This is a genomic window from Pleomorphomonas sp. JP5 (assembly GCF_023721815.1).
In the GTDB taxonomy this organism is placed as follows: Bacteria; Pseudomonadota; Alphaproteobacteria; order Rhizobiales; family Pleomorphomonadaceae; genus Pleomorphomonas.
Genome location: NZ_JAMDLI010000003.1, coordinates 121,603 through 147,068, shown reverse-complemented (window position 1 = coordinate 147,068; position 25,466 = coordinate 121,603). Strand labels below are relative to the sequence as shown.

Annotated in this window: 19 protein-coding genes; 15 read left to right on the top strand and 4 right to left on the bottom strand. The window is 66.1% G+C overall.

Annotation, left to right across the window (positions count from 1 at the left end):
* Positions 1-11: 11 nt before the first annotated feature.
* From gap to serA, 12 genes are all read left to right on the top strand, one after another.
* The gene (gene gap / locus M4J40_RS04225) at positions 12-1,022 is read left to right on the top strand and encodes a type I glyceraldehyde-3-phosphate dehydrogenase (RefSeq protein WP_251752378.1); all 1,011 of its coding nucleotides are present in this window, start codon (positions 12-14) and stop codon (positions 1,020-1,022) included.
* Between the two features lie 263 nt (positions 1,023-1,285).
* Positions 1,286-2,479: a phosphoglycerate kinase gene (locus tag M4J40_RS04220; protein WP_251752368.1), complete on the top strand. Its 1,194-nt coding sequence runs from the start codon at positions 1,286-1,288 to the stop codon at positions 2,477-2,479.
* Between the two features lie 206 nt (positions 2,480-2,685).
* A complete protein-coding gene (locus M4J40_RS04215) occupies positions 2,686-3,330 on the top strand; it encodes a thiamine phosphate synthase (RefSeq protein WP_251752367.1) in 645 nt (214 codons plus the stop codon).
* A gap of 66 nt (positions 3,331-3,396) precedes the next feature.
* The gene (locus M4J40_RS04210; protein ID WP_251752365.1) at positions 3,397-4,392 is read left to right on the top strand and encodes a tetratricopeptide repeat protein; all 996 of its coding nucleotides are present in this window, start codon (positions 3,397-3,399) and stop codon (positions 4,390-4,392) included.
* Between the two features lie 154 nt (positions 4,393-4,546).
* A complete protein-coding gene (locus M4J40_RS04205) occupies positions 4,547-4,999 on the top strand; it encodes a GNAT family N-acetyltransferase (protein ID WP_251752363.1) in 453 nt (150 codons plus the stop codon).
* A 200-nt stretch (positions 5,000-5,199) separates the two neighbouring features.
* Complete coding sequence (locus tag M4J40_RS04200) at positions 5,200-5,988, top strand: inositol monophosphatase family protein (RefSeq protein WP_251752361.1); 789 nt, start codon at positions 5,200-5,202, stop codon at positions 5,986-5,988.
* A gap of 130 nt (positions 5,989-6,118) precedes the next feature.
* Positions 6,119-7,120 (top strand): flagellar motor protein MotA, encoded by a 1,002-nt coding sequence (locus M4J40_RS04195; protein ID WP_251752360.1) that lies wholly within the window; start codon positions 6,119-6,121, stop codon positions 7,118-7,120.
* A gap of 13 nt (positions 7,121-7,133) precedes the next feature.
* On the top strand, positions 7,134-8,162 hold the full coding sequence (locus M4J40_RS04190; protein ID WP_251752359.1) for a peptidoglycan -binding protein: 1,029 nt from the start codon (positions 7,134-7,136) through the stop codon (positions 8,160-8,162).
* Positions 8,163-8,388: 226 nt separating this feature from the next.
* Positions 8,389-9,735 carry a phosphoglucosamine mutase gene (glmM, locus tag M4J40_RS04185; RefSeq protein WP_251752356.1) on the top strand — a complete coding sequence of 449 codons (1,347 nt, stop codon included), beginning with the start codon at positions 8,389-8,391 and terminating at the stop codon, positions 9,733-9,735.
* A gap of 221 nt (positions 9,736-9,956) precedes the next feature.
* Complete coding sequence (locus M4J40_RS04180; protein WP_251752355.1) at positions 9,957-10,802, top strand: outer membrane protein; 846 nt, start codon at positions 9,957-9,959, stop codon at positions 10,800-10,802.
* A 175-nt stretch (positions 10,803-10,977) separates the two neighbouring features.
* Positions 10,978-12,150, top strand: a complete 1,173-nt coding sequence (locus M4J40_RS04175) for a phosphoserine transaminase (RefSeq protein WP_251752353.1) — start codon at positions 10,978-10,980, stop codon at positions 12,148-12,150.
* A gap of 185 nt (positions 12,151-12,335) precedes the next feature.
* Positions 12,336-13,922 (top strand): phosphoglycerate dehydrogenase, encoded by a 1,587-nt coding sequence (gene serA / locus M4J40_RS04170; RefSeq protein ID WP_251752351.1) that lies wholly within the window; start codon positions 12,336-12,338, stop codon positions 13,920-13,922.
* A 77-nt stretch (positions 13,923-13,999) separates the two neighbouring features.
* On the opposite strand, the gene M4J40_RS04165 is transcribed toward serA, so the two are convergent.
* On the bottom strand, positions 14,000-14,491 hold the full coding sequence (locus M4J40_RS04165; protein WP_251752349.1) for an Lrp/AsnC family transcriptional regulator: 492 nt from the start codon (positions 14,489-14,491) through the stop codon (positions 14,000-14,002).
* Positions 14,492-14,620: 129 nt separating this feature from the next.
* Here M4J40_RS04165 and M4J40_RS04160 point away from each other — a divergent pair, with 129 nt between their 5' ends.
* Positions 14,621-15,262 (top strand): LysE family translocator, encoded by a 642-nt coding sequence (locus tag M4J40_RS04160; RefSeq protein WP_251752347.1) that lies wholly within the window; start codon positions 14,621-14,623, stop codon positions 15,260-15,262.
* Between the two features lie 179 nt (positions 15,263-15,441).
* On the opposite strand, the gene galU is transcribed toward M4J40_RS04160, so the two are convergent.
* Positions 15,442-16,317 carry a UTP--glucose-1-phosphate uridylyltransferase GalU gene (gene galU, locus M4J40_RS04155; RefSeq protein WP_251752346.1) on the bottom strand — a complete coding sequence of 292 codons (876 nt, stop codon included), beginning with the start codon at positions 16,315-16,317 and terminating at the stop codon, positions 15,442-15,444.
* A gap of 233 nt (positions 16,318-16,550) precedes the next feature.
* On the opposite strand from galU, the gene M4J40_RS04150 reads away from it, so the two are divergent.
* Together M4J40_RS04150 and M4J40_RS04145 are read left to right on the top strand one after the other, a co-directional pair.
* The gene (locus M4J40_RS04150; protein ID WP_251752345.1) at positions 16,551-17,822 is read left to right on the top strand and encodes a lytic murein transglycosylase; all 1,272 of its coding nucleotides are present in this window, start codon (positions 16,551-16,553) and stop codon (positions 17,820-17,822) included.
* 45 nt (positions 17,823-17,867) lie between these two features.
* Entirely contained in the window at positions 17,868-18,992 is a 1,125-nt protein-coding gene (locus M4J40_RS04145; RefSeq protein ID WP_251752342.1) for a hypothetical protein, read from the top strand.
* 72 nt (positions 18,993-19,064) lie between these two features.
* Here the strand turns inward: M4J40_RS04145 and M4J40_RS04140 are convergent, their stop codons facing one another.
* A complete protein-coding gene (locus M4J40_RS04140) occupies positions 19,065-20,483 on the bottom strand; it encodes a glutamate synthase subunit beta (RefSeq protein WP_251752338.1) in 1,419 nt (472 codons plus the stop codon).
* Positions 20,484-20,618: 135 nt separating this feature from the next.
* The gene (gene gltB, locus M4J40_RS04135; protein ID WP_251752336.1) at positions 20,619-25,343 is read right to left on the bottom strand and encodes a glutamate synthase large subunit; all 4,725 of its coding nucleotides are present in this window, start codon (positions 25,341-25,343) and stop codon (positions 20,619-20,621) included.
* Positions 25,344-25,466 lie beyond the last annotated feature (123 nt).

Sequence of the window (25,466 nt, the reverse complement as noted above, 5' to 3'; positions counted from 1 at the left end):
GGAGACAGACAATGGCAGTAAAGGTCGCCATCAACGGCTTTGGTCGTATCGGTCGTAACGTTCTGCGCGCGATCGTCGAGTCCGGTCGCAAGGACATCGAGGTTGTCGGCATCAACGATCTCGGCCCGGTCGAGACCAACGCCCACCTGATCCGCTTCGACAGCGTTCATGGCCGCTTCCCGCACGAAGTGACCACCGGCGCCGACTGGATCGACGTCGGCACCGGCAAGATCAAGGTCACGGCCATCAAGGATCCGACCACGCTGCCGTGGAAGGAACTGGGCGTCGATGTCGCCATGGAATGCACGGGCATCTTCACGGCCAAGGAAAAGGCCTCGATGCACCTGACGGCCGGCGCCAAGCGCGTCCTGGTCTCGGCCCCGGCCGACGGCGCCGACCTGACGGTCGTCTACGGCGTCAACCATGACAAGATCACCAAGGACCACATCGTCCTGTCGAACGCCTCGTGCACGACGAACTGCCTGTCGCCGGTCGCCAAGGTGCTCAACGATGTCATCGGCATCGAGAAGGGCTTCATGACGACGATCCACAGCTACACGGGCGATCAGCCGACGCTCGACACGCTGCACAAGGATCTGTACCGCGCCCGCGCCGCCGCCCTTTCCATGATCCCGACCTCCACCGGCGCCGCCAAGGCCGTCGGCCTGGTGCTGCCGGAGCTCAAGGGCAAGCTCGATGGCGTCGCCATTCGCGTGCCGACCCCGAACGTGTCGGTCGTCGACCTGGTCTTCAACGCCAAGCGCGCCACCTCGGTCGCCGAGATCAACGAGGCCATCAAGGCCGCCGCGACCTCCGGTCCGCTGAAGGGCGTCCTCGGCTTCACCGACCAGCCGAACGTGTCGTCCGACTTCAACCATGACAGCCATTCGTCGATCTTCCACCTCGACCAGACCAAGGTCATGGATGGCAGCCTCGTCCGCATCCTGTCCTGGTACGACAACGAGTGGGGCTTCTCCAACCGCATGGCCGACACCGCCGTCGCCATCGCCAAGACCCTCTGAGCAGCCTCGTCCGCATCCTGTCCTGGTACGACAACGAGTGGGGCTTCTCCAACCGCATGGCCGACACCGCCGTCGCCATCGCCAAGACCCTCTGAGGTCGAGCAAACACGTTCGAGCCCGCTCTTCGGTCGGCCCCACGGGGCCGTCTCGAGGGGCGGGCTCGACCGCTCCATCCAGCGGCCGACCTGTGGTCCGGTTCCTCGTCGCGCAAGAGCGGCAGACACCACCGGCTCCCGGCGGCGCACGAACCTGGGACCAAAGCCATGAGCAGCTTCAAGACCATCGATGACGCCGACGTCGCCGGCAAACGCGCCCTCGTCCGCGTCGACCTGAACGTTCCGATGGAAAATGGCGTCGTCACCGACACCACCCGCATCGATCGTATCGTCCCGACCATTCTCGACCTCGCCAACAAGGGCGCCAAGGTCGTCCTGCTGGCCCACTTCGGCCGCCCGAAGGGCGAGCGCAAGCCCGAGGACAGCCTGAAGCCGATCGTCGCCCCGCTGGCCAAGGCCATCGGCAAGCCGGTCGCCTTCGCCGACGACTGCATCGGCGACGTGGCCGAGAAGGCCGTCGCCGCCCTGTCCAACGGCGATATCCTGCTGCTCGAGAACACCCGCTATTACAAGGGCGAAGAGAAGAACGACCCGGCGCTGGTCGACGCTCTCGCCAAGCTCGGCGACCTCTACGTCAACGACGCCTTCTCGGCCGCTCACCGCGCCCACGCCACCACCGAAGGCCTCGCCCACAAGCTGCCGGCCTATGCCGGTCGCACCATGCAGGCCGAACTGACCGCCCTCGGCGCCGCCCTCGGCACGCCGAAGCGTCCGGTGCTCGCCGTCGTCGGTGGCGCCAAGGTCTCCACCAAGATCGATCTGCTCGAGAACCTCGTCGCCAAGGTCGACATCCTGGTGATCGGTGGCGGCATGGCCAACACCTTCCTGGCCGCCCAAGGCGTCAACGTCGGCAAGTCGCTGTGCGAGCACGACCTCGCCGAGACCGCCAAGCGCATCCTGGCCAAGGCCAAGGAGACCAAGTGCGAGATCGTGCTGCCGGTCGACGCCGTCGTCGCCCGTGAGTTCAAGGCCGGCGCCGCCAACGAAGTGGTGGCCGTCTCCGCCGTTCCGGCCGACGCCATGATCCTCGACGCCGGTCCGAAGTCGATCGACGCCGTCAAGGCCGCCATCGACAAGGCCCAGACGCTGGTCTGGAACGGCCCGCTCGGCGCTTTCGAGATCGAGCCCTTCGACAAGGCCACCGTCGCCGCCGCCCAGTATGCCGCCGCCGCCACCAAGGCCGGCAAGCTCCTCACGGTCGCCGGTGGTGGCGACACCGTCTCGGCGCTCAACCATGCCGGCGCTGCCGAAGCCTTCACCTACATCTCGACGGCGGGCGGCGCCTTCCTCGAGTGGATGGAAGGCAAGGAGCTGCCGGGCGTCAAGGCGCTGGAAAGCTGAAGGCCTTTTTGAGTCCTCAGTCGCCGGCGGTGACATCCGTCACCTTGGCTTTCGCGCTCCGCGCGGGCGCCGCTTGGCGCCGGAAGCCGCTGGCGCGGCTTCGGGAGGCCTGTTCGGAACCAACTGGTTCCTGCCGAGCGTCTTTGTGATATGAAGCGCCCCGTGCCCCTTTCCGGGCACGGGGTTTTTTGTTGTCGGAGGTTCCCTTGCGCGCCCGCCTGTTCCTGATCACGCCCCGCGTCGTCGACGCCGCCGCCTTCGCGCCCAAGCTTGAGGCGGCGCTGGCGGCGGGCGATGTCGCTTCGCTGCTGATCGCCCCCGATGCCGCTACGGAAAACGACCTCCAGACCATTGCCGAGACGCTGGTGCCGATCGCCCAGAAGCACGACGTCGCCGCGCTCGTTCTCGGCAACAGCCGCGTCATGGGTCGTGCGCGCGCCGACGGCATCCACATCGAAGCCGGAGAAGAGGCCCTGAAGGAAGCGATCGAGGCGCTGCAACCGAAGTCCATCGTCGGCGCCGGCAACATCCGCGTTCGCCACGAGGCGATGGAGGCCGGCGAGGCGGGCGCCGACTACGTCTTCTTCGGCCTGCTCGACCTTGAGGAAGGCGAGGAAGCGCACCGCAAGACCATCGATCTCGGCGCATGGTGGGCCGAGCTGTTCGAGCCGCCCTGCGTGCTGCTGTCCGGTCGGTCGATGGAATCGGTCGAAGCCTGCGCCCGTACCGGCGCCGACTTCGTCGCCGTCCGCGCCGCCATCTGGGAGCACCCCGAAGGGCCGGCGGCGGCCATCGCCGAGGCCAACGCCATTCTCGACCGCGTCGCGCTCGAAGCGCCCGACGCCGAGTAGTCGCCGCAATGCCGGCCAACTTGGCCGGTAACGCTGCCGCACGTTTCCAGCCGAGCCGAGACTGCGATGCCGATGCCGCCTGAAATCCGCGCCGCCTGCCTAGCCGCCGCGTTCGGCCTTTCGGTTGCTGTCGCCCCGGTTTGCGCCGCTGAAACCGCGCCGACCCCACCGAAACCGCCGGTACCGGAAGCCACGACGGTTCCCGACCTGCTCGCCTCTCTGCCCGATAGCGACAAGATCGACTATGCCTTCGGCGCCTTCCAGCGCGGCTATTACCTCACCGCCTTCGAGATCGCCGTCGAGCGCGCCAAGCTTGGCGACGCCAAGGCGCAGAGCCTGATCGGCTATCTCTACGCCAACGGCCTCGGCCTGCCGAAGAAGCCCGAGGAAGCGATCATCTGGTACCAGCTCGCCGCCAGGAACGGCGATCCTCAGGCCCTCGTCGAGCTCGCCAACCTCGCCGCGCTCGGCATCGGCATGCCGGTCGACAAGAAGAAGGCCGCGACCTATCTCGAGGAGGCGCTCGGCAAGGGCGTGGTCGAGGCCAACTACTGGCTGGGCCTTCTCTGCATCGATCCCTCATCGGGCATTCTCGATTACGCTCGCGCCGCCGCCCTGTTCAGGGCCGCCGCCGACGAGGGTAACGTCGACGCCACCTACGCCCTTGCCGCCCTCTTCCGAGAGGGCCAGGGCGTGGTGAAGAACGAAGCGGAGGCCGCCCGCCTGATGGGCGAGGCGGCGCGCGCCGGCCATATCGCCGCCCAGGTCGAATACGCCATCATGATGTTCAACGGCACCGGCGTCGCCCGCGACCAGAAAACCGCCGCCGCCTGGTTCAAGGTGGCGGCCGAGGCTGGAAACCCTGTCGCCCAGAGCCGGCTTGCCCGCCTTTACGCCAGCGGTGAAGGCGTGCCGCGCGATCTGGACAAGGCCCGTCACTGGTACGGCTATGCCAAACAGGCGGGACTTGTCGACGACTGGCTTGAACAGCAACTGTCGGCGGAAGCGCAAAAGACCGCCGACAAGCCGCCTGCCCTGCCCGGCGTCGACGCCGGAAACTGAGGACGGGCGATCGTTGAAGCGGACGAATGCCCGTTGTATGCTCGCCCGCAGCAGAAGGAGATTGATGCGCAGAGACTTCAGTTGAACCCGCCAATGGCGGTTTTCGTAGCGCCCGAGTTGGCGCTGTCTTTGTTGCATTTTCTCCGGATACATCATGAACAACGAAAGTCTGACGATCCGCGCCTATGACGAGGCCACGGATCTCCACGCCCTATCGACCATCTGGTTCGAGGCCTCCCGCCTTGCGCACGCCTTCATCGGCGAAGAGCGATTGAGCAAGCAACGCGTCCTCATCGAGGAGAAGTACCTTCCCAACGCCGAGACCTGGGTGGCGTGTCTCCAAAGCACGCCTGTCGGCTTCATCAGCCTGCTCGACACTTTCGTCGGCGGGCTGTTCGTCGCCCCTGGTCGACAGGGAATGGGGATCGGGCGGGCGCTCATCGCTCACGCACTGGCTCTCAGGGGCGAGCTCGAACTGGAAGTCTACACCGACAACACGCAGGCTCTCCGCTTCTACGAGAGCCAGGGCTTCATCGAACAGTCCCGCCGAACCAGGGACGACGAGGGCCAGCCGTTCGATAACGCCCACATGCGCTTGACGCGCTGAAGACCAACAGGCCGGAAGCCGCCATCGGCGGCCTCCGGTGCCAAACGACGCCGAACGGAACCCCGCCGCCAACTGAGGCGAACAACGGACAAGCCCGAACCCGGCAATCGCTTTTAATCGAATGCCGGGTTAGGGCTTGCGCTCGGCGGCGGTTTGTGATGGCTACGCAGCCAACGTTTTTCCTGAAGGATCTCCCCAAAATGGCTCGTTCCGCCCTCCTCAACGTCATGGTCCAGGCCGTCCGCAAGGCCGGACGCGGTCTTGCCCGCGATTTCGGCGAGGTCGAGAACCTGCAGGTTTCGATGAAAGGCCCGGGCGATTTCGTCTCCGCCGCCGACAAGCGCTCGGAGCAGACGCTGTTCGAGGAGCTGAGGCGGGTTCGTCCGACCTATGGTTTCATGATGGAAGAGCGCGGCGAGGTGGCCGGCGAGGACGAGCAGCACCGCTGGGTGGTCGACCCGCTCGACGGCACGGCCAACTTCCTTCACTCGATTCCAATCTTCTCGATCTCGGTCGCGCTGGAGCGCAACGGCGTCCCAATCGCGGGCGTCGTCTTCAACCCGGCCACCGACGAGCTCTACACCGCCGAGCGCGGCGCCGGCGCCTTCGTCAACGACCGCCGCCTGCGCGTCTCCGCGCGCCGCGACATGCCCGATTGCGTGATCGGTACTGGCGTGCCCCATCTCGGCCGAGGCAATCACCCCCGCTATCTCAACGAGCTGCGCCAGGTGATGGCCAACTGCGCCGGCATTCGCCGCCTCGGTTCGGCCGCCCTCGACCTCTGCTATGTCGCTGCCGGCAAGCTGGACGGCTTCTGGGAAGACGACCTCAACCCGTGGGATACCTCGGCCGGCTGGCTGATGATCAAGGAGGCCGGCGGCTTCATCACCGACAAGGCCGGCAAGGACGACATGCACGCCTCCCGCACCCTGGTGGCCGGCAACGAGCAGATCCACGCCCAGCTTCTCGCCACGCTGAAGAAGGCCTGACGACCCATCATCCACGCTCCAGGCGGCTACCCCCTGAAAAATACGGGGGAAGCTGCCGTGCGCCTTGCTCTTTCCGCCGTAAATCGCGTTTACTGTGCGCCGCGATCAGATAGAGCAAGCGACGAGAGCCATGGCCAAAGACGCGTCCGGTATCAAGCTCACCAGTCCCCAGGTGTACCTCTGGCGGATGGCCGTGTTTCTGGTCATAGCCGCCTTCGTCGGCTTGCTGCTGTCGCGGCAGCTGAAGACCGCCTTCATGGCCAACCCCGGCCTCAACGGCCTGATCTTCTCGGTGGCCCTGGTCGGCATTCTGCTGATCTTCCGCCAGGTGATCCGCCTGTTCCCCGAAGTGCGCTGGGTCAATTCCTACCGCTATGGCGAGCCCGGCCTCGAAGTGCGCAAGCAGCCCGTGCTGCTCGCCCCCATGGCGACGTTGCTCGGCGACCGGCTGGGCCAGCGGGCGATTTCCGCCTCGGCCATGCGCTCGCTGCTCGAATCGATCGCCACCCGCCTTGACGAGGCGCGCGACATCTCGCGCTACATGACCGGCCTTCTGGTCTTCCTCGGCCTGCTCGGCACCTTCTACGGCCTGATCTCAACCGTGAACTCGGTCGGCGCCACCATCCAGGGCCTCGACGTTGGCTCCGGCACGGCGAGCGTCATCTTCGAAGACCTGAAGAGCGGCCTGCAGGCACCGCTCAGCGGCATGGGCACCGCCTTCTCGTCCTCGCTGTTCGGCCTCGCCGGCTCGCTGATCGTCGGCTTCCTCGACCTTCAGGCCGGACAGGCGCAGAACCGCTTCTATCTCGACCTCGAAGACTGGCTGTCCACCCAGGCCGAACTCGATTCGGCCGGCGACGTCGGCGCCAGCATTCGCGACGCCAAGAACCTCGACGATCTCAGAGGGGCGCTCGAACACCTCTCCAAGCAGATTCACGACGGCGGAGCAGGCGGGCGTTCCAGCCTGGCGATGGCCAATCTTGCCGAGGGCATTCAGGGCCTTGTTCAGCACATGCGCGCCGAGCAGCAACTGGTGCGCGCCTGGGCCGAAAGCCAGGGCGAGCAGCAGAAGGAAATCCGCCGCCTGCTCGAACTGCTGACCGGCGCCGTCGAGCGGTCGGAACGCGGCTGAACGGAGTTCTTCCATGGCCCTCGGACGCCGCAGGTTCTCAACCCAGCAGGACTACTGGCCGGCTTTCGTCGACATGCTCACCACGCTGGTGCTGTCGATCATCTTCCTGCTGTCGGTCTTCTCGCTGGCCCAGTTCTTCCTGAGCCAGCAGATCACCGACAAGGACACCGTGCTCGGACGCCTCAACGCCCAGATCGCCGAGTTGACCGAACTGCTCGCCATGGAACGCGCCTCCAATCGCGACCTGCAGGACAACGTTTCGCTGCTCGAATCCAACCTCAAGGACGCGCTGGCCGCCCGCGACAGCCTCCAGGGCCTGATCGCCAACCAGTCGGGCGCCGCCGATGCCGCCGACAGCAAGGTGCAGGCGCTATCCTCGCAGCTTTCCGACGAGAAGCGCGTCAGCCAGAGGGCGCTGGCGCAGGTCGAGCTGCTCAACCAGCAGATCGCCGCCCTCCGCCGCCAGATCGCCGCGCTCGAGGATGCCCTCGACGCCTCCGAATCGCGCGACAGGGAGAGTTCGGCCAAGATCGCCGACCTCGGCCGCCGCCTCAACGTGGCGTTGGCCCAGCGGGTGCAGGAACTGGCCCGTTATCGGTCCGACTTCTTCGGTCGCCTCAGGGAAATCCTGTCGCAGCGCTCCGACATCCGCGTGGTCGGCGACCGTTTCGTCTTCCAGTCGGAAGTGCTGTTCGATTCCGGCAACGACGAGATCAACCCCGCCGGCCAGGGCGAGCTCGACAAGCTGGCCGAGGCGGTGCTGCAGCTCGAAGGACAGATCCCGCCTGAGATCGCCTGGGTGCTACGCGTCGACGGCCACACCGACGCCCGGCCGCTCTCGGGCACAGGTCGCTTCCGCGACAACTGGGAGCTTTCCTCCGCCCGCGCCATATCCGTGGTCAAGTATCTGATCAGCAAGGGCATCTCGCCGAACCACCTGGTGGCCGCCGGCTTTGGCGAATTCCAGCCGCTCGAGGAAGGCAACAGCGAGGAAGCCAACGCCAAGAACCGGCGCATCGAGCTGAAGCTGACCGAGCGCTGACGGCAGGCCGTAACAGTCGTTCACAATTTTTGACCCTTGTCCGTTCACCGGGCGTTTATCATCCGGCTCACAGAAATGGACGAGGCGCCGTTCGTGCGCCCTCGTGCATCGGGCCCGAAAGCGATGATGGGCTTTCGGAAGACCCGAGGCGGCAACAAGAGACGAGATCGGCGCCGCGCGTCCTTCGGACCGCTTGGCGACCAAGGGGAAAGCGCGGACAAACGACATGGCACGCAGATTTTTCGGAACCGACGGCATCCGCGGCACGGCGAACACCTGGCCCATCACCCCTGAGATCGCCCTCAAGGTCGGCATGGCCGCCGGCCTCGCCTTTCATCGCGGCGATCACCGCCATCGCGTCGTCATCGGCAAGGACACCCGCCTCTCCGGCTACATGATCGAACCGGCGCTGACCGCCGGCTTCACCGCCGTCGGCGTCGATGTGTTCCTGACCGGCCCGGTGCCGACACCGGCCGTCGCCATGCTGACACGCAGCCTCAGGGCCGACCTCGGCGTGATGATCTCCGCCTCGCACAATCCCTTCGCCGACAACGGAATCAAGCTGTTCGGCCCCGACGGCTACAAGCTCAGCGACGAGGTGGAGCTGGCCATCGAGGACATGCTTGAGAGCGACTTCACCGGCCGCCTCGCCGCCCCCGCCGATCTCGGCCGCGCCAAGCGAGTCGACGGCGAGCGCGCCCGCTACGTCGAATCCGCCAAGCGCACCCTCTCGCGCCACATCTCCTTCGAGGGCCTGCGCGTGGTGGTCGACTGCGCCAACGGCGCCGCCTACAAGGTCGCCCCGGAAGTGCTGTGGGAATTGGGCGCCGAGGTCGTGGCGCTCGGCGTCGATCCCGACGGCCTCAACATCAACCGCGATTGCGGCTCGACCAGCCTCGCCGCCATCACCGAGAAGGTGCGCGAGGTCAGGGCAGACATCGGCATCGCGCTCGATGGCGACGCCGACCGCGTCATCATCATCGACGAGAAGGGCCAGGTGGTCGATGGCGACCAGCTGATGGCCGTCGTCGCCGCCTCGTTCAAGGACGACGGGCGCCTTGCCCGCCCGGGCATCGTCGCCACCGTAATGTCCAACCTTGGCCTCGAGCGCTATCTCCAGAGCATCGGCCTCGAGCTCGTCCGCACCAAGGTCGGCGACCGCTACGTCGTCGAGGCGATGCGCGCCGGCGGCTACAACGTCGGCGGCGAGCAGTCCGGTCATATCGTGCTCTCCGACTATGCCACCACCGGCGACGGTCTGGTCGCCGCGCTGCAGGTGCTGGCCGTCGTCAAGGCCTCCGGCAAACCGGTGAGCGAGGTCTGCCACCGCTTCGATCCGGTGCCGCAGCTCCTCAGGAACGTTCGTTTCAAGGGCGGCAAGCCGCTGGAAGACGAGGCCGTCAAGGCGGCGATCATCGCCGCCGAGGGCCGGCTCGGCGCTGGCGGCCGCATCCTGGTCCGAGCCTCCGGCACCGAGCCTCTGATCCGCGTCATGGGCGAAGGCGACAACGCAGACCTTGTCGCGGCGGCGGTCGGCGACATCGTCGACGCCATCGGCAACGTCGCCGCCTGACGATCTCCTATCTCGACACCTTGAGAAACGCCCCGGCCGCACGACGCGACCGGGGCGTTTTCGTCGGCTTCAGCCCACCGACAGATCTTTTTCATCGATCATCAAGGTTAAGCAACGTAGTTAAGTCGGGATTAACCGCCTTGCCCTAAAAATCCTTCTCAAAGCGATGATGAACGGCGGTCCACCGCCTTGCGATCATGCTTCAGCGGAAGGATCGTCCCATGCGCAGTCTCACAATCAACCTTTCACTGGCCGTGGCTGCGACGTTCGGCCTCGCAGCCTTCTCCAACACCGTCCGAGCGGCCGACATGCCGGTGGAATATCCGCCGATCATCGAAGCGCCCGAGCCGCTGCCGCTGGCCGCCGTCGGCGGCTGGTATCTCCGTGGCGATATCGGCTACAAGCTCTACCAGAAGCCCAAGGGCTCGATCGGCAACCGCCAATGGGGCGGCTACGACGGCGGCGGCGGTACGGTGGACACCTGGCCGTACACCGTCGGCAACCACGATCAGATGATCAACGAGAAGATGCTCGGCGCGTTGGATATCGGCGTCGGCGCCGGCTACAAGTTCAACGACTACCTCCGGGCAGACGTGGTGTTCGACTACGAGACGCCAGCCAAGTTCAAGGGTTCGATCTGGTGTCAGGACGCAGGCACCTGTTCGACCGGCGCCTACATCGGCAGCGAGCGCGTCAAGATCGAAGCCTACAGCGCGCTTGCCAACGTCTATGCCGATCTCGGCAACTTCCACGGCGTGATCCCCTACATCGGCGGCGGCATCGGCGCGTCCTATCTGCGGACCAGCGACGTTCAGAGCGCGGCCAAGGGGCTCGACGGCAAAAGCCCGAAGGGCGACGGCAAGTGGAACGTTGCCTGGGCTCTGATGGCCGGCGTGGAATATCCGATCAGCGACCGCCTCAGCCTCGACCTCGGCTATCGCTACCTGAACCTCGGCGACGCCCAGACCGCCTCGGTCACGGATGCACAAGGGGTTTCGTCTCGCATGAAGTATGACGACATCACGGCCCACGAGGTGCGCGTCGGTCTGCGCTACTATCTCAACTGAACCCAGACGAACGGGTTTTCGGCAAGCGGCGGGAGTCATGTCCCGCCGTTTGTCTTTTTGGCAACACCTTTGATCGAGCCGCAAAGGCCGGCTTGACGGCGCACAGCCTTTCCGATAGCTCAGGCGGCGGGACACTCCTCCCCACCGAGGAGCGCCTATCTGAAAGGATAGTTACATGACTGACGCGACCGCCGCGCCGGCTCTCAAGCCGGCTAATCCCCGTTTTTCCTCCGGCCCCTGCGCCAAGCGCCCAGGTTGGACCGTCGAGGCCCTCTCGGGAGCGCCGGTCGGCCGCTCCCATCGCGCCAAGATCGGCAAGACCAAGCTCGCCGAGGCGATCGACCTCACCCGCAAGGTGCTGCGCGTTCCCGCTGATTACCGCATCGGCATCGTCCCCGCTTCCGATACCGGCGCCGTCGAAATGGCGCTGTGGTCGCTGCTCGGCGCCCGCCCGGTCGACATGCTGGCCTGGGAGTCCTTCGGCTCCGGCTGGGTGACCGACGTCGTCAAGCAGCTGAAGCTCGATGCCCGCGTCCTTGAGGCGCCCTATGGCGACATCGTCGACTTCGCCAAGGTCGACTTCGACCGAGACGTGGTCTTCACCTGGAATGGTACCACCTCCGGTGTTCGTGTGCCGAACGGCGACGCGATCCCGGCGAACCGCCAGGGCCTCACCATCTGCGACGCCACGTCCGCCGCTTTCGCCCAAGCCCTGCCCTTCGACAAGCTCGACGTCGTCACCTTCTCCTGGCAGAAGGTCCTCGGCGGCGAGGGCGGCCACGGCATGCTGATCCTCTCCCCGCGCGCCGTCGAGCGCCTGGAAAGCTACAAGCCGGCCTGGCCGCTGCCGAAGATCTTCCGCATGACGTCCGGCGGCAAGCTGATCGAAGGCATCTTCAAGGGCGACACCATCAACACGCCCTCGATGATCTGCGTGGAAGACTACATCGACGCGCTGAAGTGGGCCGACGAAATCGGCGGCCTCGACGCGCTGGTCGCCCGCGCCAACGCCAACACCAAGGCCATCGCCGACTGGGTTGCCAAGACGCCGGCCGTCGCCTTCCTGGCCAAGACCGAAGCCATCCGCTCCAACACCTCGGTCTGCCTGAGCTTCGTCCATCCTGAGGTCGCAGCCCTCACCGTCGAGGGCCAGCAGGCTTTCGTCAAGACGCTGACCGGCCTTCTCGAGAAGGAAGGCGTTGCCTTCGATATCGCCTCCTACCGCGATGCCCCTCCGGGCCTGCGCATCTGGTGTGGCGCCACCGTCGAGACCTCCGACGTCGCCGCCCTGACGCCGTGGATCGACTGGGCCTTTGCCAAGGCGCAGGCCGGCCTGAAGGCCGCCTGACCCAGGATCTTTCGGAGAGGGCGAGCCCTGCTTGCCCCTCCCTTCCCTCCCCAACTGGCGGGGAGGAACAATCAATTTCCAGCCGCAGTGACATTCCATCCGGCCCCACCGGTCCCTTTACGCACCCCGTCTGAAGGGGTGGAAAGCGGGCAAGGTGCAGGCGCCAACCAACCAGGATGACTCCCATGGCTCCTCGCGTTCTCATTTCCGACAAGCTGTCCGCTACCGCCGTCCAGATCTTCAAGGACCACGGCGTCGAAGTCGACTACCAGCCCGATCTCGGCAAGGACAAGGACAAGCTGGCCGAAGTCATCGGCAACTACGACGGCCTCGCCATCCGCTCGACCACCAAGGTCACCGAGAAGCTCTTGGCCAACGCCAAGAACCTCAAGGTGATCGGCCGCGCCGGCATCGGCGTCGACAACGTCGACGTGCCCGCCGCCACGGCGCGCGGCGTCATCGTCATGAACACGCCCTTCGGCAACTCGATCACCACCGCCGAGCACGCCATCGCCCTGATGTTCGCCCTCGCCCGCGACATTCCCGAGGCCAACGCCTCGACGCATGCGGGCAAGTGGGAAAAGAACCGCTTCATGGGTGTCGAGCTGACCAACAAGACGCTCGGCGTCATCGGTTGCGGCAACATCGGCTCCATCGTCGCCGACCGTGCCGTCGCCCTCAAGATGCGCGTCATCGCCTACGATCCCTTCCTGTCGAACGAGCGTGCCGTCGAACTCGGCGTCGAGAAGGTCGAGCTCGACGAGCTGTTCCGCCGCTCCGACTTCATCACGCTGCACGTGCCGCTGATCGAGAAGACGCGCAACATCATCGACATCTCCGCCATTCTGAAGATGAAGAAGGGCGTGCGCATCATCAACTGCGCCCGTGGCGGCCTGATCGTCGAGGCCGACCTCAAGGCCGCCCTCGACTCCGGCCACGTCGCCGGCGCCGCGCTCGACGTGTTCGAGACCGAGCCGGCCACCGCCCACCCGCTGTTCGGCCACCCCAAGGTGGTCTGCACGCCGCATCTCGGCGCCTCCACGACGGAAGCGCAGGAGAACGTCGCGCTCCAGGTCGCCGAGCAGATGTCCGACTACCTGATGAAGGGCGCCGTTTCCAACGCCCTCAACATGCCGTCGATCACCGCCGAGGAAGCCCCGCGCCTCACCCCGTTCGTCAAGCTGGCCGAGCTCCTGGGCTCCTTCGCCGGCCAGCTCACCGAGACCGGCCTCAAGTCGATCCGCATCGAGTATGAGGGCGAAGTCGCCGGCATGAACATCCGCGCGCTCTCGGCCGCCGCGATCACCGGCGTACTGAAGCCGCTCCTGCAGTCGGTCAACATGGTGTCGGCGCCGGTGATGGCCAAGGAGCGCGGCATCGCCGTCGCAGAGGTGCGCAACAACGCCTCGGCCAACTTCGAAAGCCTGATCCGTCTGACGCTGACCACCGACCGTCAGGAGCGCTCGATCGCCGGCACCGTCTTCGCCGACGGCCATCCGCGCATCGTCGAGATCAAGGGCATCAAGATGGACGCCGAGTTCGCACCGTCGATGATCTACGTCACCAACGAGGACAAGCCGGGCTTCATCGGCAAGTTCGCAGGCATCCTCGGCGACGCCGGCATCAACATCGCCACCTTCGCCCTCGGCCGCCTGGAACTGGGCGCCGACGCCATCTGTCTGGTCGAGGTGGACGGCGACGTGCCGGCCGACGTGCTGGACAAGGTCAAGGCCATCCCGGTGGTCCGCCAGGTCAAGGCGCTGAAGTTCTGATCATTCGGACCGGAGACATGGAAAGGGCGCCACTCGGCGCCCTTTTTCGTTTCCGCCCCATCGGCCCCGATGTCGCCTCATGCATCCTCGCCGGGCAGGTGATCCAGCGGTAGCGACGCCTGCGCCTTCACGGTCTGAATGGCGAAGTTGCTGCGGATGTCGCTCACGCCGGGCAGCTTGAGAAGCGTGCCGAGCAGGAAGCGCTCGTAAGCAGCGAGATTGGGCAGGACCACCTGCAGCAGAAAATCGGACTCCCCGGAGACCAGATGGCAGGAAACGACCTCGGGCAAGGCGCGCACGGCCTCCGTGAACGCCGCCGCCGAATCGTCGTGGTGGCGCTCGACCTTGACCCCGACGAAGACGGTCAGGTCGAGGCCGACGCCGCCACGATCCAGGGCGGCATGATAGCCACCGATCACGCCGGCCTTCTCGAGAATCCGGACCCGGCGCAAGCAGGGCGACGGCGACAGTCCGACCTCTTCGGCCAGCTCCACGTTGGTGAGACGGGCGTCCCGCTGTAGCGCCGCCAGAATCCGGCGATCGATGGCGTCAAGCTTCAATGTTGGCATTTTCAGGCAGCCCTAGCCCTTCCTCTTGGCACAACATGCTAATCCGAAGCCCGATTGAAGCGCAACACGCAAGGACATGCCCCGACATAAAGCGCTAGCTTTCAAGCGAGAAAGAGCGAGGAAGACCGCATGGGCATGATCGATTTCTGGATGTTCGCCGGCGCGCTCGCCGTCGCCTATCTCGTTCCCGGACCGGACATGGTGCTGGTGTTGCAGACCGGCCTGCTCAAGGGCAGACCGCAGGCTCTCGCCGTGGCGGCGGGGCTAGCGACCGCCCGCGCAACCCATGTACTTATGGCGGCGGCCGGATTGGCAGCGCTTCTCAACACAGTACCCGCCGCCTTCGAAGCCGTGCGTTTTGCCGGAGCGGCTTACCTGGTGTGGCTCGGCCTCGCCATCCTCAGGTCTTCATCCTCTTCGCCGGAAGACGCCGGTTCCCAGATGAGCGAAGGCCGACAATCCTGGTCGAGCGCCATGCTTCGCGGCTTGCTGACCAATCTTCTCAATCCCAAGGCGCTGCTGTTCTGCTCGGTTCTGTTGCCGCAGTTCGTCCGACCGGACAATGGAAGCGTGCCAGGGCAGTTCGCGGTGCTGGGAACGATCCTCGTCGGGATCGGCCTCATGTTCGACGCCGTCTATGCCGGCGCGGGGGCGACGCTTAGCCGATGGGCCAGCCGTTGCCCGCTTGCCCAGCGTCTCCAGCGATGGACCTTCGCCGCGCTGCTGGTATCCTTCGGCCTTCGCCTCGCCCTGTCGCAACGACCGCTTTGACGAAGGAGGCAGGAAGCCGCGCCCAGGGGCAGCTTCCCGCGCATTCTCTGCCGGGCCGAGAACGGCTAGAGCCTTCGCCGACCAAATTGAAACATTTGGTCGTCCAGCGAATGCTCCAGACTAATTCGCTGGAGCAGCCGCTTTTCGATCAGGTTGATTCAACCTGATCGGCGGGTGCTCTAGCCCAGAACGCTCTTCAGCTCGTCCGCGATGTTCGGGGCGATATCGGTGCGCTCGCTGCCATAGGCGATATTGGCCTTGAGGAAACCGAGCTTGGTGCCGGTGTCGAAGGTGGTGCCACGGAAGCGTACGCCGCTGAAGGGCTGTTCCTTGGCCAGACGCAGCATGGAGTCGGTGAGCTGGATCTCACCGCCGGCGCCCGTTTCCTGGTTGCCCAGAAGCTCGAAGATGCGCGGCTGCAGGATGTAACGCCCCGAAATGAAGAAGTTGGACGGCGCGTCGGCCGGCTTGGGCTTCTCGACCATGTCGGTCACTTCGTAGACGTCGGGCGCCAGCGTCTTGCCGAGGGCGACGATGCCGTAGGACGAGGTCTGGGCCGGGTCGCATTCCTCGAGGCTGACGATGTTGCCGCCGCTGGTCTGGTAGGCGTCGACCATGCTCTTCAGGCACGGCGTCGTGTGCTTCATCAGCATGTCCGGCAACAGCACCGCGAAAGGCTCGTCGCCGACGATGTCGCGGGCGCACCAGACGGCATGGCCGAGGCCAAGCGGCTCCTGCTGGCGGGTGAAGGAGGTGGTGCCGGCAGCCGGGCGTTCGGCGCGCAGCTCTTCGAGGGCGGCCGTCTTGTTGCGGGCTGCCAGCGTCGCCTCAAGCTCGTAGGCGAGGTCGAAATGATTCTCGATCACCTCCTTGCCGCGGCCGGTGACGAAGATGAAATGCTCGATGCCGGCCGCCTTGGCCTCGTCGACGACATACTGAAGCGCCGGTCGATCGACGACGGTCATCATCTCCTTCGGCACGGCCTTGGTGGCGGGAAGGAAACGGGTGCCGAGGCCGGCGACGGGAAAGACGGCTTTACGAATACGTTTGGACATGAAGCACTCCTGAGCGGCAACTCTGATGACGGTCCTGGCGTCTGGGCATCTGCCGCGTGGGCGGAACCATCAATAGCCGAAAAATGTTCAATTTTGGAAATGTCGGGCCGGTTTGAAAAATTCCCCTGTGCAAGCACCGCAGGCAGGTGGCCGAGGACTACGGAACTTAACTTATCGTTTACCATAGGTCCCGTCTCTGACAAGACACCACCGGCCGAAGAGAGGGACGTGTCATGACGAACGTATTACGGATCGCCCGGGGCGCCACCGCCCTCACGCTCGCCGCCTTCCTCGGCGCCTGCGCCATCCTTGGCAACGACTTCGGCGCCGGCGATCGATCCGGCCTGCCGCCGCTCGCCGACGGGCCGATACCGCCCGCCTTCACCGCCTTCGTCGAGAGCCAGTGGCCGGCCGCCGAGGCGCGCGGCGTCTCGCGCTCCACCTTCAACGCCGCCTTCCGTGGCGTCGGCCCCGACAGCGACGTTCTCGCCAAGGCAACCCGCCAGCCGGAGTTCTCGCGCGCCATCTGGGACTATCTCGACGACATGGCGGCGGAAAGCCGTATCGCCACCGGCCGCGACATGCTGGTCCGCCACCGCGCGCTGCTCGACCGCATCGAGGCGACCTATGGCGTCGATCGCGAGGTCGTCGTCGCCATCTGGGGCATGGAGAGCAGCTACGGCGCCATCCTTCGCGACCCGACCAAGGTGAAGAACGTCGTGCGGGCGCTGGCGACACTAGGCTGGCGCGGCGGCTCTCGCGCCGCCTACGGCCGGCAGCAGCTCAACGCCGTCTTGCGCATTCTGGAGCACCACGATGTCGACGCCCGCCACATGACCGGCTCCTGGGCCGGCGCCATGGGGCAGACCCAGTTCATTCCCACCACCTATCTCGCCTATGCCGTCGACTTCGACGGCGACGGCAAGCGCAACATCTGGACGTCGGTGCCCGACGCCCTGGCCTCCACCGCCAACTATCTCCGGAAGTCCGGCTGGCAGCCCGGCGCCACCTGGGGCTATGAAGTGGCCCTGCCGTCCGGCTTCGACACTTCAATGGAAGGTCGATCGGCAACGCTCGCCGACTGGACGGCGCGTGGGATCGCCCGCGCCTCCGGCGCCGCCTTCCCGCGCCCCGGCGATCAGGCCACCCTGCTGCTGCCCGCCGGCCCCGGCGGCCCGGCCTTCCTGACGCTCAGGAACTTCCAGGCAATCAAGCGCTACAACAACGCCATGGCCTACGCGCTCGGCGTCGGCCATCTCGCCGACCGCCTTGCCGGCGGCGCGCCCTTCATCACGCCCTGGCCGCGCGGCTACACGCCGCTCGACGAAGCTGGTCGGTTCGAGTTGCAGACCCGGCTCAAGGCGATCGGATTCCCTCTCGAGAAGATCGATGGTAAGGTCGGTCCTCAAACCATCGCCGCCATCCGCGCCTATCAGGCGCAGCGCGGCCTCGCCGTCACCGGCAACGCGTCGCTCGAACTCCTGACGCTGCTGCGGGGCGGCTGAAGCCGGCCTGATGGCTGACAGCGACGGTGTCGGGAGGCTCGTCACATGCCGTTCCGCCGGGCAAAGGCCCTGACGGTCCTCGTCGTCGCCACGCTGATCGCGGCGGGGACGCCCTTGCACGCCCAGCATAGAATCATCGTGCAGCGGGGCGCGGCGACGGAACAGGCCGAACCGCCGCGCGACAACCGCCCCTTCCTGATGCGCCTGTTCGGCCTCGGCCAACCCGAGCCGGCGCCGCCGACCGCCGGAGCCAAGATCATCAAGGTGCCGCCACCCGGCCAGCAGCGCAAGGCGGCCCGCCCTCCGGCCGTCGTCAAGCCGCAGAACCCCAAGAACGACGACGCGCGCGTGGTGCTGGTGATCGGCGACCGGCTGGCGGCCGATCTCGGGCGCGGTCTCGACGTCGCCTATGCCGACCGGCCCGATGTCCGCATCGAGACCAAGACCGTCGACGACGCCGGGCTCGCCACCACCGACGACACCAACTGGAAGGCGTTCCTCCAGAAGCGCCTGACCGACAAGCCTCGTCCGGCGGCGGTGGTCGCCATGATCGGCCGGGCCGACGGGCGGCCGATCGACCTGCCCGATCGAACCGTCGAGTTCCCCTCACCCGAGTGGGAGACCATCTACAAGGCCCGGCTCAACGAGCTGACACGCGTCGCCCGCGAGCACGCCGTGCCGCTCCTCTGGGTCGGTCTCGTTCCGGTCGCCAGCCCGCAGGCGACCAACGACATCACCTATATCGACGGCGTCATCCGGGTCGAGGCAAACGAGAAAGGGGCGACCTACATCGACGTCTGGGAGCCGTTCTCGCAGAACGGCGCCTTCGTCGCCAGCGGTCCCGATCTTGACGGCCAGGTGCGGCAACTGCGTCTGAAGGATGGCGTCGGCTTCACCCGTTCGGGTGCGCGCAAGCTGGCTTTCTACGTCCAGCAGAACCTCGGCACCGTGCTCAATGTCGCCGCGGAGACGGCCAGCCTGATGCAGCAGATCTCCGGCGACGGCCCCGTGCTGGTCCTGAACGACCCTGCCGCCACCGGGGAGGACAAGCTGATCGCCTCCACCGACCTCGTTCCGCCCAAACCCGGCTCCGCGCTCCACCGCCTCGTCGTCGAGGGACTGCCGCTGGAGCCGGTCGCAGGGCGCTTCGATTCGGCGGCGCTGAGATAGCTCTCTCCCGAAAACAAGAACGGCCGGGCCCCCATCGGGAACCCGGCCGCTTGATCGATCGCCTGTTGCCGCTCAGCGCGGCAGGACGGAGGCGCCCATCAGGAACTCGTCGATGGCGCGCGCCGCCTGACGGCCCTCGCGGATCGCCCAGACGACGAGGCTCTGGCCGCGCCGCATGTCGCCGGCCGCGAACACCTTGTCGACCGAGGTGCGATAGTCGGCCTCGGTGGCCTTGACGTTGCCACGGCCGTCCTTGTCGACGCCGAGATCATTGATCATGCCCTCGTGGATCGGGTGCACGAAGCCCATGGCGAACAGCACCAGGTCGGCATCGAGGCTGAACTCCGAACCGGGGACCGGCTGGAACTTGGCGTCGACCTTGACGCAGTTGACCTTGTTGACGACGCCGTTCTGCCCCTCGAAGGAAACGGCTGTGACGCCGAACAGGCGCTCGGCCCCTTCCTCGTGGCTCGACGAGGTCCTGAGCTTCAGCGGCCAGTTCGGCCAGGTCAGCAGCTTGTCTTCCTTCTCCGGCGGCTTTGGCATGATTTCCAGCTGAACGACGCCGGTTGCGCCCTGGCGGTTCGAAGTGCCGATGCAGTCCGAACCGGTATCGCCGCCGCCGATGACGACGACGCGCTTGCCCAAGGCCGAGATCGGATCGACGGAGCCGAGCGGCTCGCCACCGACGCGGCGGTTCTGCTGCGGCAGGAACTCCATGGCGAAATGCACGCCCCGGAGCTCGCGGCCCGGCACCGGCAGGTCGCGCGACTTTTCCGAACCGCCGGCGAGCAGCACGGCGTCATACTCGGCCTTGAGGTCGTCGACCTTCACGTCGACGCCGACATTGACGTTGAAGTGGAAGACGACGCCTTCGGCCACCATCTGCTGCACGCGCCGCTCGACGATATGCTTGTCGAGCTTGAAGTCGGGAATGCCGTAGCGAAGAAGGCCGCCGGCGCGGGCGTTCTTCTCGTAGACGTGCACGTCATGGCCGACACGGACGAGCTGCTGGGCGGCGGCAAGGCCAGCCGGCCCCGAACCGATCACCGCCACCTTCTTGCCGGTCTTGACCTTGGCGATCTCCGGCTGCACCCGGCCGTCCTTCCAGGCCCGCTCGGCAATGGTGTACTCGATCTGCTTGATCGTCACCGGCGTCTCGAACAGGTTCAGCGTGCAGGCCGCCTCGCAGGGCGCGGGACAAACTCGGCCGGTGAACTCCGGGAAGTTGTTGGTCGAGTGGAGATTGCGCGACGCCGTCTCCCAGTCGCCGTTGTAGACGAGGTCGTTCCAGTCCGGGATCTGGTTGTTCACCGGGCAGCCGCGATGGCAGTAGGGCACGCCGCACTCCATGCAGCGGGCGCCCTGGGTCTGCATGTCGCTTTCCAGTGGGGGAACGGTGAATTCGTTGTAGTGGCGGACGCGGTCCTCCACCTTCTGGTACTTGAGCTCCTGACGCTCGAACTCGAGGAAGCCGGTAGCCTTGCCCATCTTTCACTCCGTCTAGCCTGTGTGGCCCATTCGCCGACCGGGAGCGCCTTTTCTCTGCGGCGCCGCGCGCGGGACGGTCTGTCGGGCCTTTCCTGTCTCGGTGGGGCGGGACGGCACTTCGGCCGTCCCTCACGGTTACTCGGCGGCGATGCGGCTCGCCGTCATGGCTTCCAGCGCCTTGCGATACTCGACCGGCATCACCTTGACGAACTTGCCGCGGTAAGCCGCCCAATCGTCGAGGATCGCCTTGGCGCGCGGCGAACCGGTCCAGGCATGGTGCCGTTCGATCAGCGCCTTGAGGCGTTCGCAGTCGTGGCGCGTCATGTCGCCACGGACATCGACCTTGCCATCGGCGCCGACCGGCAGCGGCAGATCGTCCTCGACCATCTCCTCGAACTCGACCATGGACATGTTGCAGCGCTTGTTGAAGCTGCCGTCCTCGTCGAGCACGTAGGCGATGCCGCCGGACATACCGGCCGCGAAGTTGCGGCCAGTCCCGCCGAGCACCACGACGATGCCGCCGGTCATGTACTCGCAGCCGTGGTCACCCACGCCCTCGACGACGGCGATGGCGCCGGAGTTGCGCACCGCGAAGCGCTCGCCGGCAACGCCACGGAAGTAGCACTCACCCGCGATGGCGCCGTAGAGCACGGTGTTGCCGACGATGATCGACTTCTCCGGCACGATCTTCGACACCGGGTTCGGCCGCACCACGAGGCGAGCGCCGGAAAGGCCCTTGCCGACGTAGTCGTTGCCGTCGCCGACGAGGTCGAGCGTCAGGCCGTGAGCGCCCCAGGCGCCGAACGACTGGCCGGCGGTGCCGGTCAGCGTCACGCGGATGGTATCGTCCGGCAGGCCGACGTGACCATAACGCTTGGCGATCTCGCCCGACAGCATGGCGCCCACCGAACGGTTGACGTTGATGACGGGCGTATCGATCCGGACCTTCTCGCCCTTCTCGAGCGCCGGCATGGCCTCGGCGATCAGCTTCCGGTCGAGGATGTCGTCAATCGGATGCTTCTGCACCGTGGTGTGGCGCATCTCGGTCGGCTCCGCCTTCGGCAGGAAGAACAGACGCGAGAAGTCGAGCCCCTTGGCCTTCCAGTGCTCGATGCCGGCCTGCTTGTCGAGGATGTCGGTACGGCCGACGATCTCTTCGAGCTTGCGGAAACCAAGCGCTGCGAGGTAGCGGCGCACTTCCTCGGCGATGAAGAAGAAGTAGTTGATGACGTGCTCGGGCTGGCCGACGAAGCGCTTCCTGAGCACCGGGTCCTGGGTGGCGATGCCGACCGGGCAGGTGTTGAGGTGGCACTTGCGCATCATCAGGCAGCCGCTGGCGATCAGAGGCGCGGTGGCGAAGCCGAAGCCATCGGCGCCGAGCAAGGCGCCGACCAGCACGTCGCGACCGGTGCGGACACCGCCGTCGACCTGGAGCTCGACGCGCGAGCGCAGTCCGTTGATCACCAGGGTCTGCTGCGTCTCGGCGAGACCGATCTCCCACGGGGAGCCCGCGTGCTTGATGGAGGTCAGCGGCGAAGCGCCGGTGCCACCCTCGAAGCCGGAGATGGTGATGTGGTCGGCGCGCGCCTTGGCGACGCCGGCGGCGACCGTGCCGACGCCGACTTCCGAGACGAGCTTCACCGACACTTCGCCGGTCGGGTTGACGTTCTTCAGGTCGAAGATCAGCTGGGCCAGATCCTCGATCGAGTAGATGTCATGATGCGGCGGCGGCGAGATGAGCTGCACGCCGGGGGTGGCGTGGCGCACCTTGCCGATGACCGCGTCGACCTTGTGGCCGGGCAGCTGGCCGCCCTCGCCGGGCTTGGCGCCCTGGGCCATCTTGATCTGCATCTGGTCGGAGTTGACCAGATACTCGGTCGTGACGCCAAACCGGCCCGAGGCAACCTGCTTGATCGCCGAGCGAAGACTGTCGCCCGACGGCAGCGGCACGAAACGATCGGCCTCCTCGCCGCCCTCGCCAGTGTTCGAGCGTCCGCCGATCCGGTTCATGGCGATGGCGAGGTTGGTGTGCGCCTCGCGGCTGATCGAGCCATAGCTCATGGCGCCGGTGGCAAAGCGCCGCACGATGTCCTGCGCCGGCTCGACCTCGTCGAGCGGCACCGGCGTGCGGCCGATCTCCTCGGCCGACTTGATGCGGAACAGGCCACGGATGGTCATCGCCTGCACGCTCTGGGCGTTGACGGTGTCCGAGAACTCCTTCTGGAACTGCTCGAAGGAGTTGGCGCGGACGGCGTGCTGCAGGCCGGCGATGACACCCGCCGTCCAGACATGCGCCTCGCCGCGCATGCGCTGCGCATATTCGCCACCCACTTCCAGCATGGTGGCGAGCGTCGGATCGGCGCCGAAGGCACGGGCATGACGGGCCACCGTCTCCTTGGCGATCTGGTCGAGACCGACGCCTTCGATACGGGTAGCGGTGCCGAAGAAATACTTCTGCACGAAGCGCGACGACAGGCCGACGGCGTCGAAGATCTGGGCACCGCAGTAGGACTGATAGGTCGAGATGCCCATCTTCGACATGATCTTCAGGAGACCCTTGCCGATCGACTTGATGTAGCTGTAGACGAGCTTGTTCTCGTCGAGCCCCTTGGGCAGCTTGTCCTTCATGGCGATCAGCGTATCGAAGGCGAGATACGGGTTGATCGCCTCGGCGCCGTAGCCGGCGAGGCAGGCGAAGTGATGAACTTCGCGCGGCTCACCCGATTCCACCACCAGACCGGCCTGGGTGCGCAGTCCCTTGCGGATGAGGTGATGATGCACGGCCGCCGTGGCAAGCAGCGCCGGGATGCCGATGCGCTCGGCGCCGACCATGCGGTCGCTGAGCACGATGATGTTGTAGACCTGACCGGCCGCCGACATGCGCACCGCCGCTTCGGCCTGGATGCAGATGGCTTCGAGCGCCGGCCGCATGCCGGCCGGACCGTTGGCCGCCGGATAGGTGATGTCGATGGTGATGGTCTTGAAGCCCGACCCGTCGAGAGTCTCGATCGAGCGGATCTTCTCGAGATCCTCGTTGGTCAGGATCGGCTGACGCACCTCGAGCCGCTTGTGCGCGTCGTCACCCCCGCGATCGAACAGGTTCGGGCGCGGACCGATGAACGAGACGAGGCTCATGACCAGCTCCTCGCGGATCGGGTCGATCGGCGGGTTGGTCACCTGGGCGAAGTTCTGCTTGAAGTAGGTGTAGAGCAGCTTGGACTGCGACGACAGCACCGAGATCGGCGTGTCGGTGCCCATCGAGCCGGTGGCTTCCATGCCGTTGGTGGCCATCGGCGCCATCAGCACCTTCAGGTCTTCCTGGCTGTAGCCGAAGGCCTGCTGCAGATCGAGGAGGTTTTCGGCCGACTTGGGCGCGCGGGCGCGCACCGCCGGCAAGTCCTCGAGAACCAGCTGGGTGTCGTGGATCCAGTCGGCATAGGGCTGCGCCGTCGAGATCGTCTTCTTGATCTCGTCGTCGGAGATGATGCGGCCTTCGACAAGGTCGATCAGCAGCATCTTGCCCGGCTGCAGGCGCCACTTCTGGACGATCTTCTCTTCCGGGATCGGCAGGGTGCCGCTCTCGGAGGCGAGGATCACCCGGTCGTCGTCGGTGACGACATAGCGGGCCGGACGCAGGCCGTTGCGATCGAGCGTGGCGCCGATCTGCCGACCGTCGGTGAAGGCGACGGCGGCCGGCCCATCCCACGGCTCCATGATGGCGGCGTGATACTCATAGAAAGCCTTGCGCTCGGCATCCATGCTCTCGTTGCCGGCCCAGGCCTCGGGGATGAGCGTCATCACGGCGTGGGGCAGCGAGTAGCCGCCACGCAAGAGGAACTCCAGCGCGTTGTCGAAGCAGGCGGTGTCGGACTGGCCCTCGTAGGAGATCGGCCAGATCTTCTCGATGTCCTCGCCGAACACCTTGGAGGTGGTGGTCGCCTGGCGGGCGTACATCCAGTTGACGTTGCCGCGCAGCGTGTTGATCTCGCCGTTGTGGGCGACCATGCGGTAGGGATGCGCCAGCTTCCAGGACGGGAAGGTGTTGGTCGAGAAGCGCTGATGGACAAGCGCCAGCGCCGACTCGAACCGGGGGTCCGAGAGATCGGGATAGTAGCGCTTGACCTGATAGCTCAGGAACATGCCCTTGTAGACGACGGTGCGCGAGGAGAAGGACACCACATAGAAGGAGTCCTGGTCGCGCTTGGTGGCGCCGTTCCAATCGGCCTCGTAGACGTCGCCCGAGAGCACCTTGCGGGCGATGTAGAGCTTGCGCTCCAGAAACTCGAGGTCGGAGACGCCCGGCAGCGTCACGAAGAGCTGGCGCTGCACCGGCTCCGTCGCCCTGACGCCGTCCGACAGGGCAGAGTTGTCGACCGGAACGTCGCGCCAGCCGAGGATTTCGAGCCCCTCGCCCTTCACCGACCGCTCGACGATCTCAATGGCGCGGCTGCGCTCGGCCTCGTCCTGCGGCAGGAACAGCTGGGCGACGCCATAGGCACCCGCGTCCGGCAAGCTGAAGCCGAGCTTGCGACACTCCTCGGAAAAGAACAGATGCGGGATCTGCACCAGAATGCCGGCGCCATCGCCCATCAGCGGATCGGCACCAACGGCGCCGCGATGCTCGAGGTTCTCGAGCACGTAGAGGGCGTCCTTGACGATCTGGTGGCTCTTGCGCCCCCTGATGTCGGCGACGAAGCCGACGCCGCAGGCGTCGTGCTCGTGCTGGGCGCTGTAGAGGCCCTCCGCCCCGGCTTCTCGCCGGATGTCGGCGATCGCGTCTGCCGGCGTGCGCGTGGCGCTCGTTGCGGCATTCGGCGCGGAGGGCGCGAGGTGCGGCATCGGTTCGTCGAGCGTCTTCATGGCGAAGTCCTCATCAGTATGCGGCGGATTTCCTCCGCCGTAGGGTGTCTCTTTCCGGGGCGTCTCCGCGCGACAAGCGGGGCATACATTATATACCCGCTCACAATCACGCTGTTGACCGCC

Bases quoted from the DNA above. Each gene is read 5' to 3' on its own strand.
- gap (WP_251752378.1), top strand. From the start codon at position 12: ATGGCAGTAAAGGTCGCCATCAACGGCTTTGGTCGTATCGGTCGTAAC.
- M4J40_RS04220 (WP_251752368.1), top strand. From the start codon at position 1,286: ATGAGCAGCTTCAAGACCATCGATGACGCCGACGTCGCCGGCAAACGC.
- M4J40_RS04210 (WP_251752365.1), top strand. From the start codon at position 3,397: ATGCCGATGCCGCCTGAAATCCGCGCCGCCTGCCTAGCCGCCGCGTTC.
- M4J40_RS04205 (WP_251752363.1), top strand. From the start codon at position 4,547: ATGAACAACGAAAGTCTGACGATCCGCGCCTATGACGAGGCCACGGAT.
- M4J40_RS04200 (WP_251752361.1), top strand. From the start codon at position 5,200: ATGGCTCGTTCCGCCCTCCTCAACGTCATGGTCCAGGCCGTCCGCAAG.
- M4J40_RS04195 (WP_251752360.1), top strand. From the start codon at position 6,119: ATGGCCAAAGACGCGTCCGGTATCAAGCTCACCAGTCCCCAGGTGTAC.
- M4J40_RS04190 (WP_251752359.1), top strand. From the start codon at position 7,134: ATGGCCCTCGGACGCCGCAGGTTCTCAACCCAGCAGGACTACTGGCCG.
- glmM (WP_251752356.1), top strand. From the start codon at position 8,389: ATGGCACGCAGATTTTTCGGAACCGACGGCATCCGCGGCACGGCGAAC.
- M4J40_RS04180 (WP_251752355.1), top strand. From the start codon at position 9,957: ATGCGCAGTCTCACAATCAACCTTTCACTGGCCGTGGCTGCGACGTTC.
- M4J40_RS04175 (WP_251752353.1), top strand. From the start codon at position 10,978: ATGACTGACGCGACCGCCGCGCCGGCTCTCAAGCCGGCTAATCCCCGT.
- serA (WP_251752351.1), top strand. From the start codon at position 12,336: ATGGCTCCTCGCGTTCTCATTTCCGACAAGCTGTCCGCTACCGCCGTC.
- M4J40_RS04165 (WP_251752349.1), bottom strand. From the start codon at position 14,491: ATGCCAACATTGAAGCTTGACGCCATCGATCGCCGGATTCTGGCGGCG.
- M4J40_RS04160 (WP_251752347.1), top strand. From the start codon at position 14,621: ATGGGCATGATCGATTTCTGGATGTTCGCCGGCGCGCTCGCCGTCGCC.
- galU (WP_251752346.1), bottom strand. From the start codon at position 16,317: ATGTCCAAACGTATTCGTAAAGCCGTCTTTCCCGTCGCCGGCCTCGGC.
- M4J40_RS04150 (WP_251752345.1), top strand. From the start codon at position 16,551: ATGACGAACGTATTACGGATCGCCCGGGGCGCCACCGCCCTCACGCTC.
- M4J40_RS04145 (WP_251752342.1), top strand. From the start codon at position 17,868: ATGCCGTTCCGCCGGGCAAAGGCCCTGACGGTCCTCGTCGTCGCCACG.
- M4J40_RS04140 (WP_251752338.1), bottom strand. From the start codon at position 20,483: ATGGGCAAGGCTACCGGCTTCCTCGAGTTCGAGCGTCAGGAGCTCAAG.
- gltB (WP_251752336.1), bottom strand. From the start codon at position 25,343: ATGAAGACGCTCGACGAACCGATGCCGCACCTCGCGCCCTCCGCGCCG.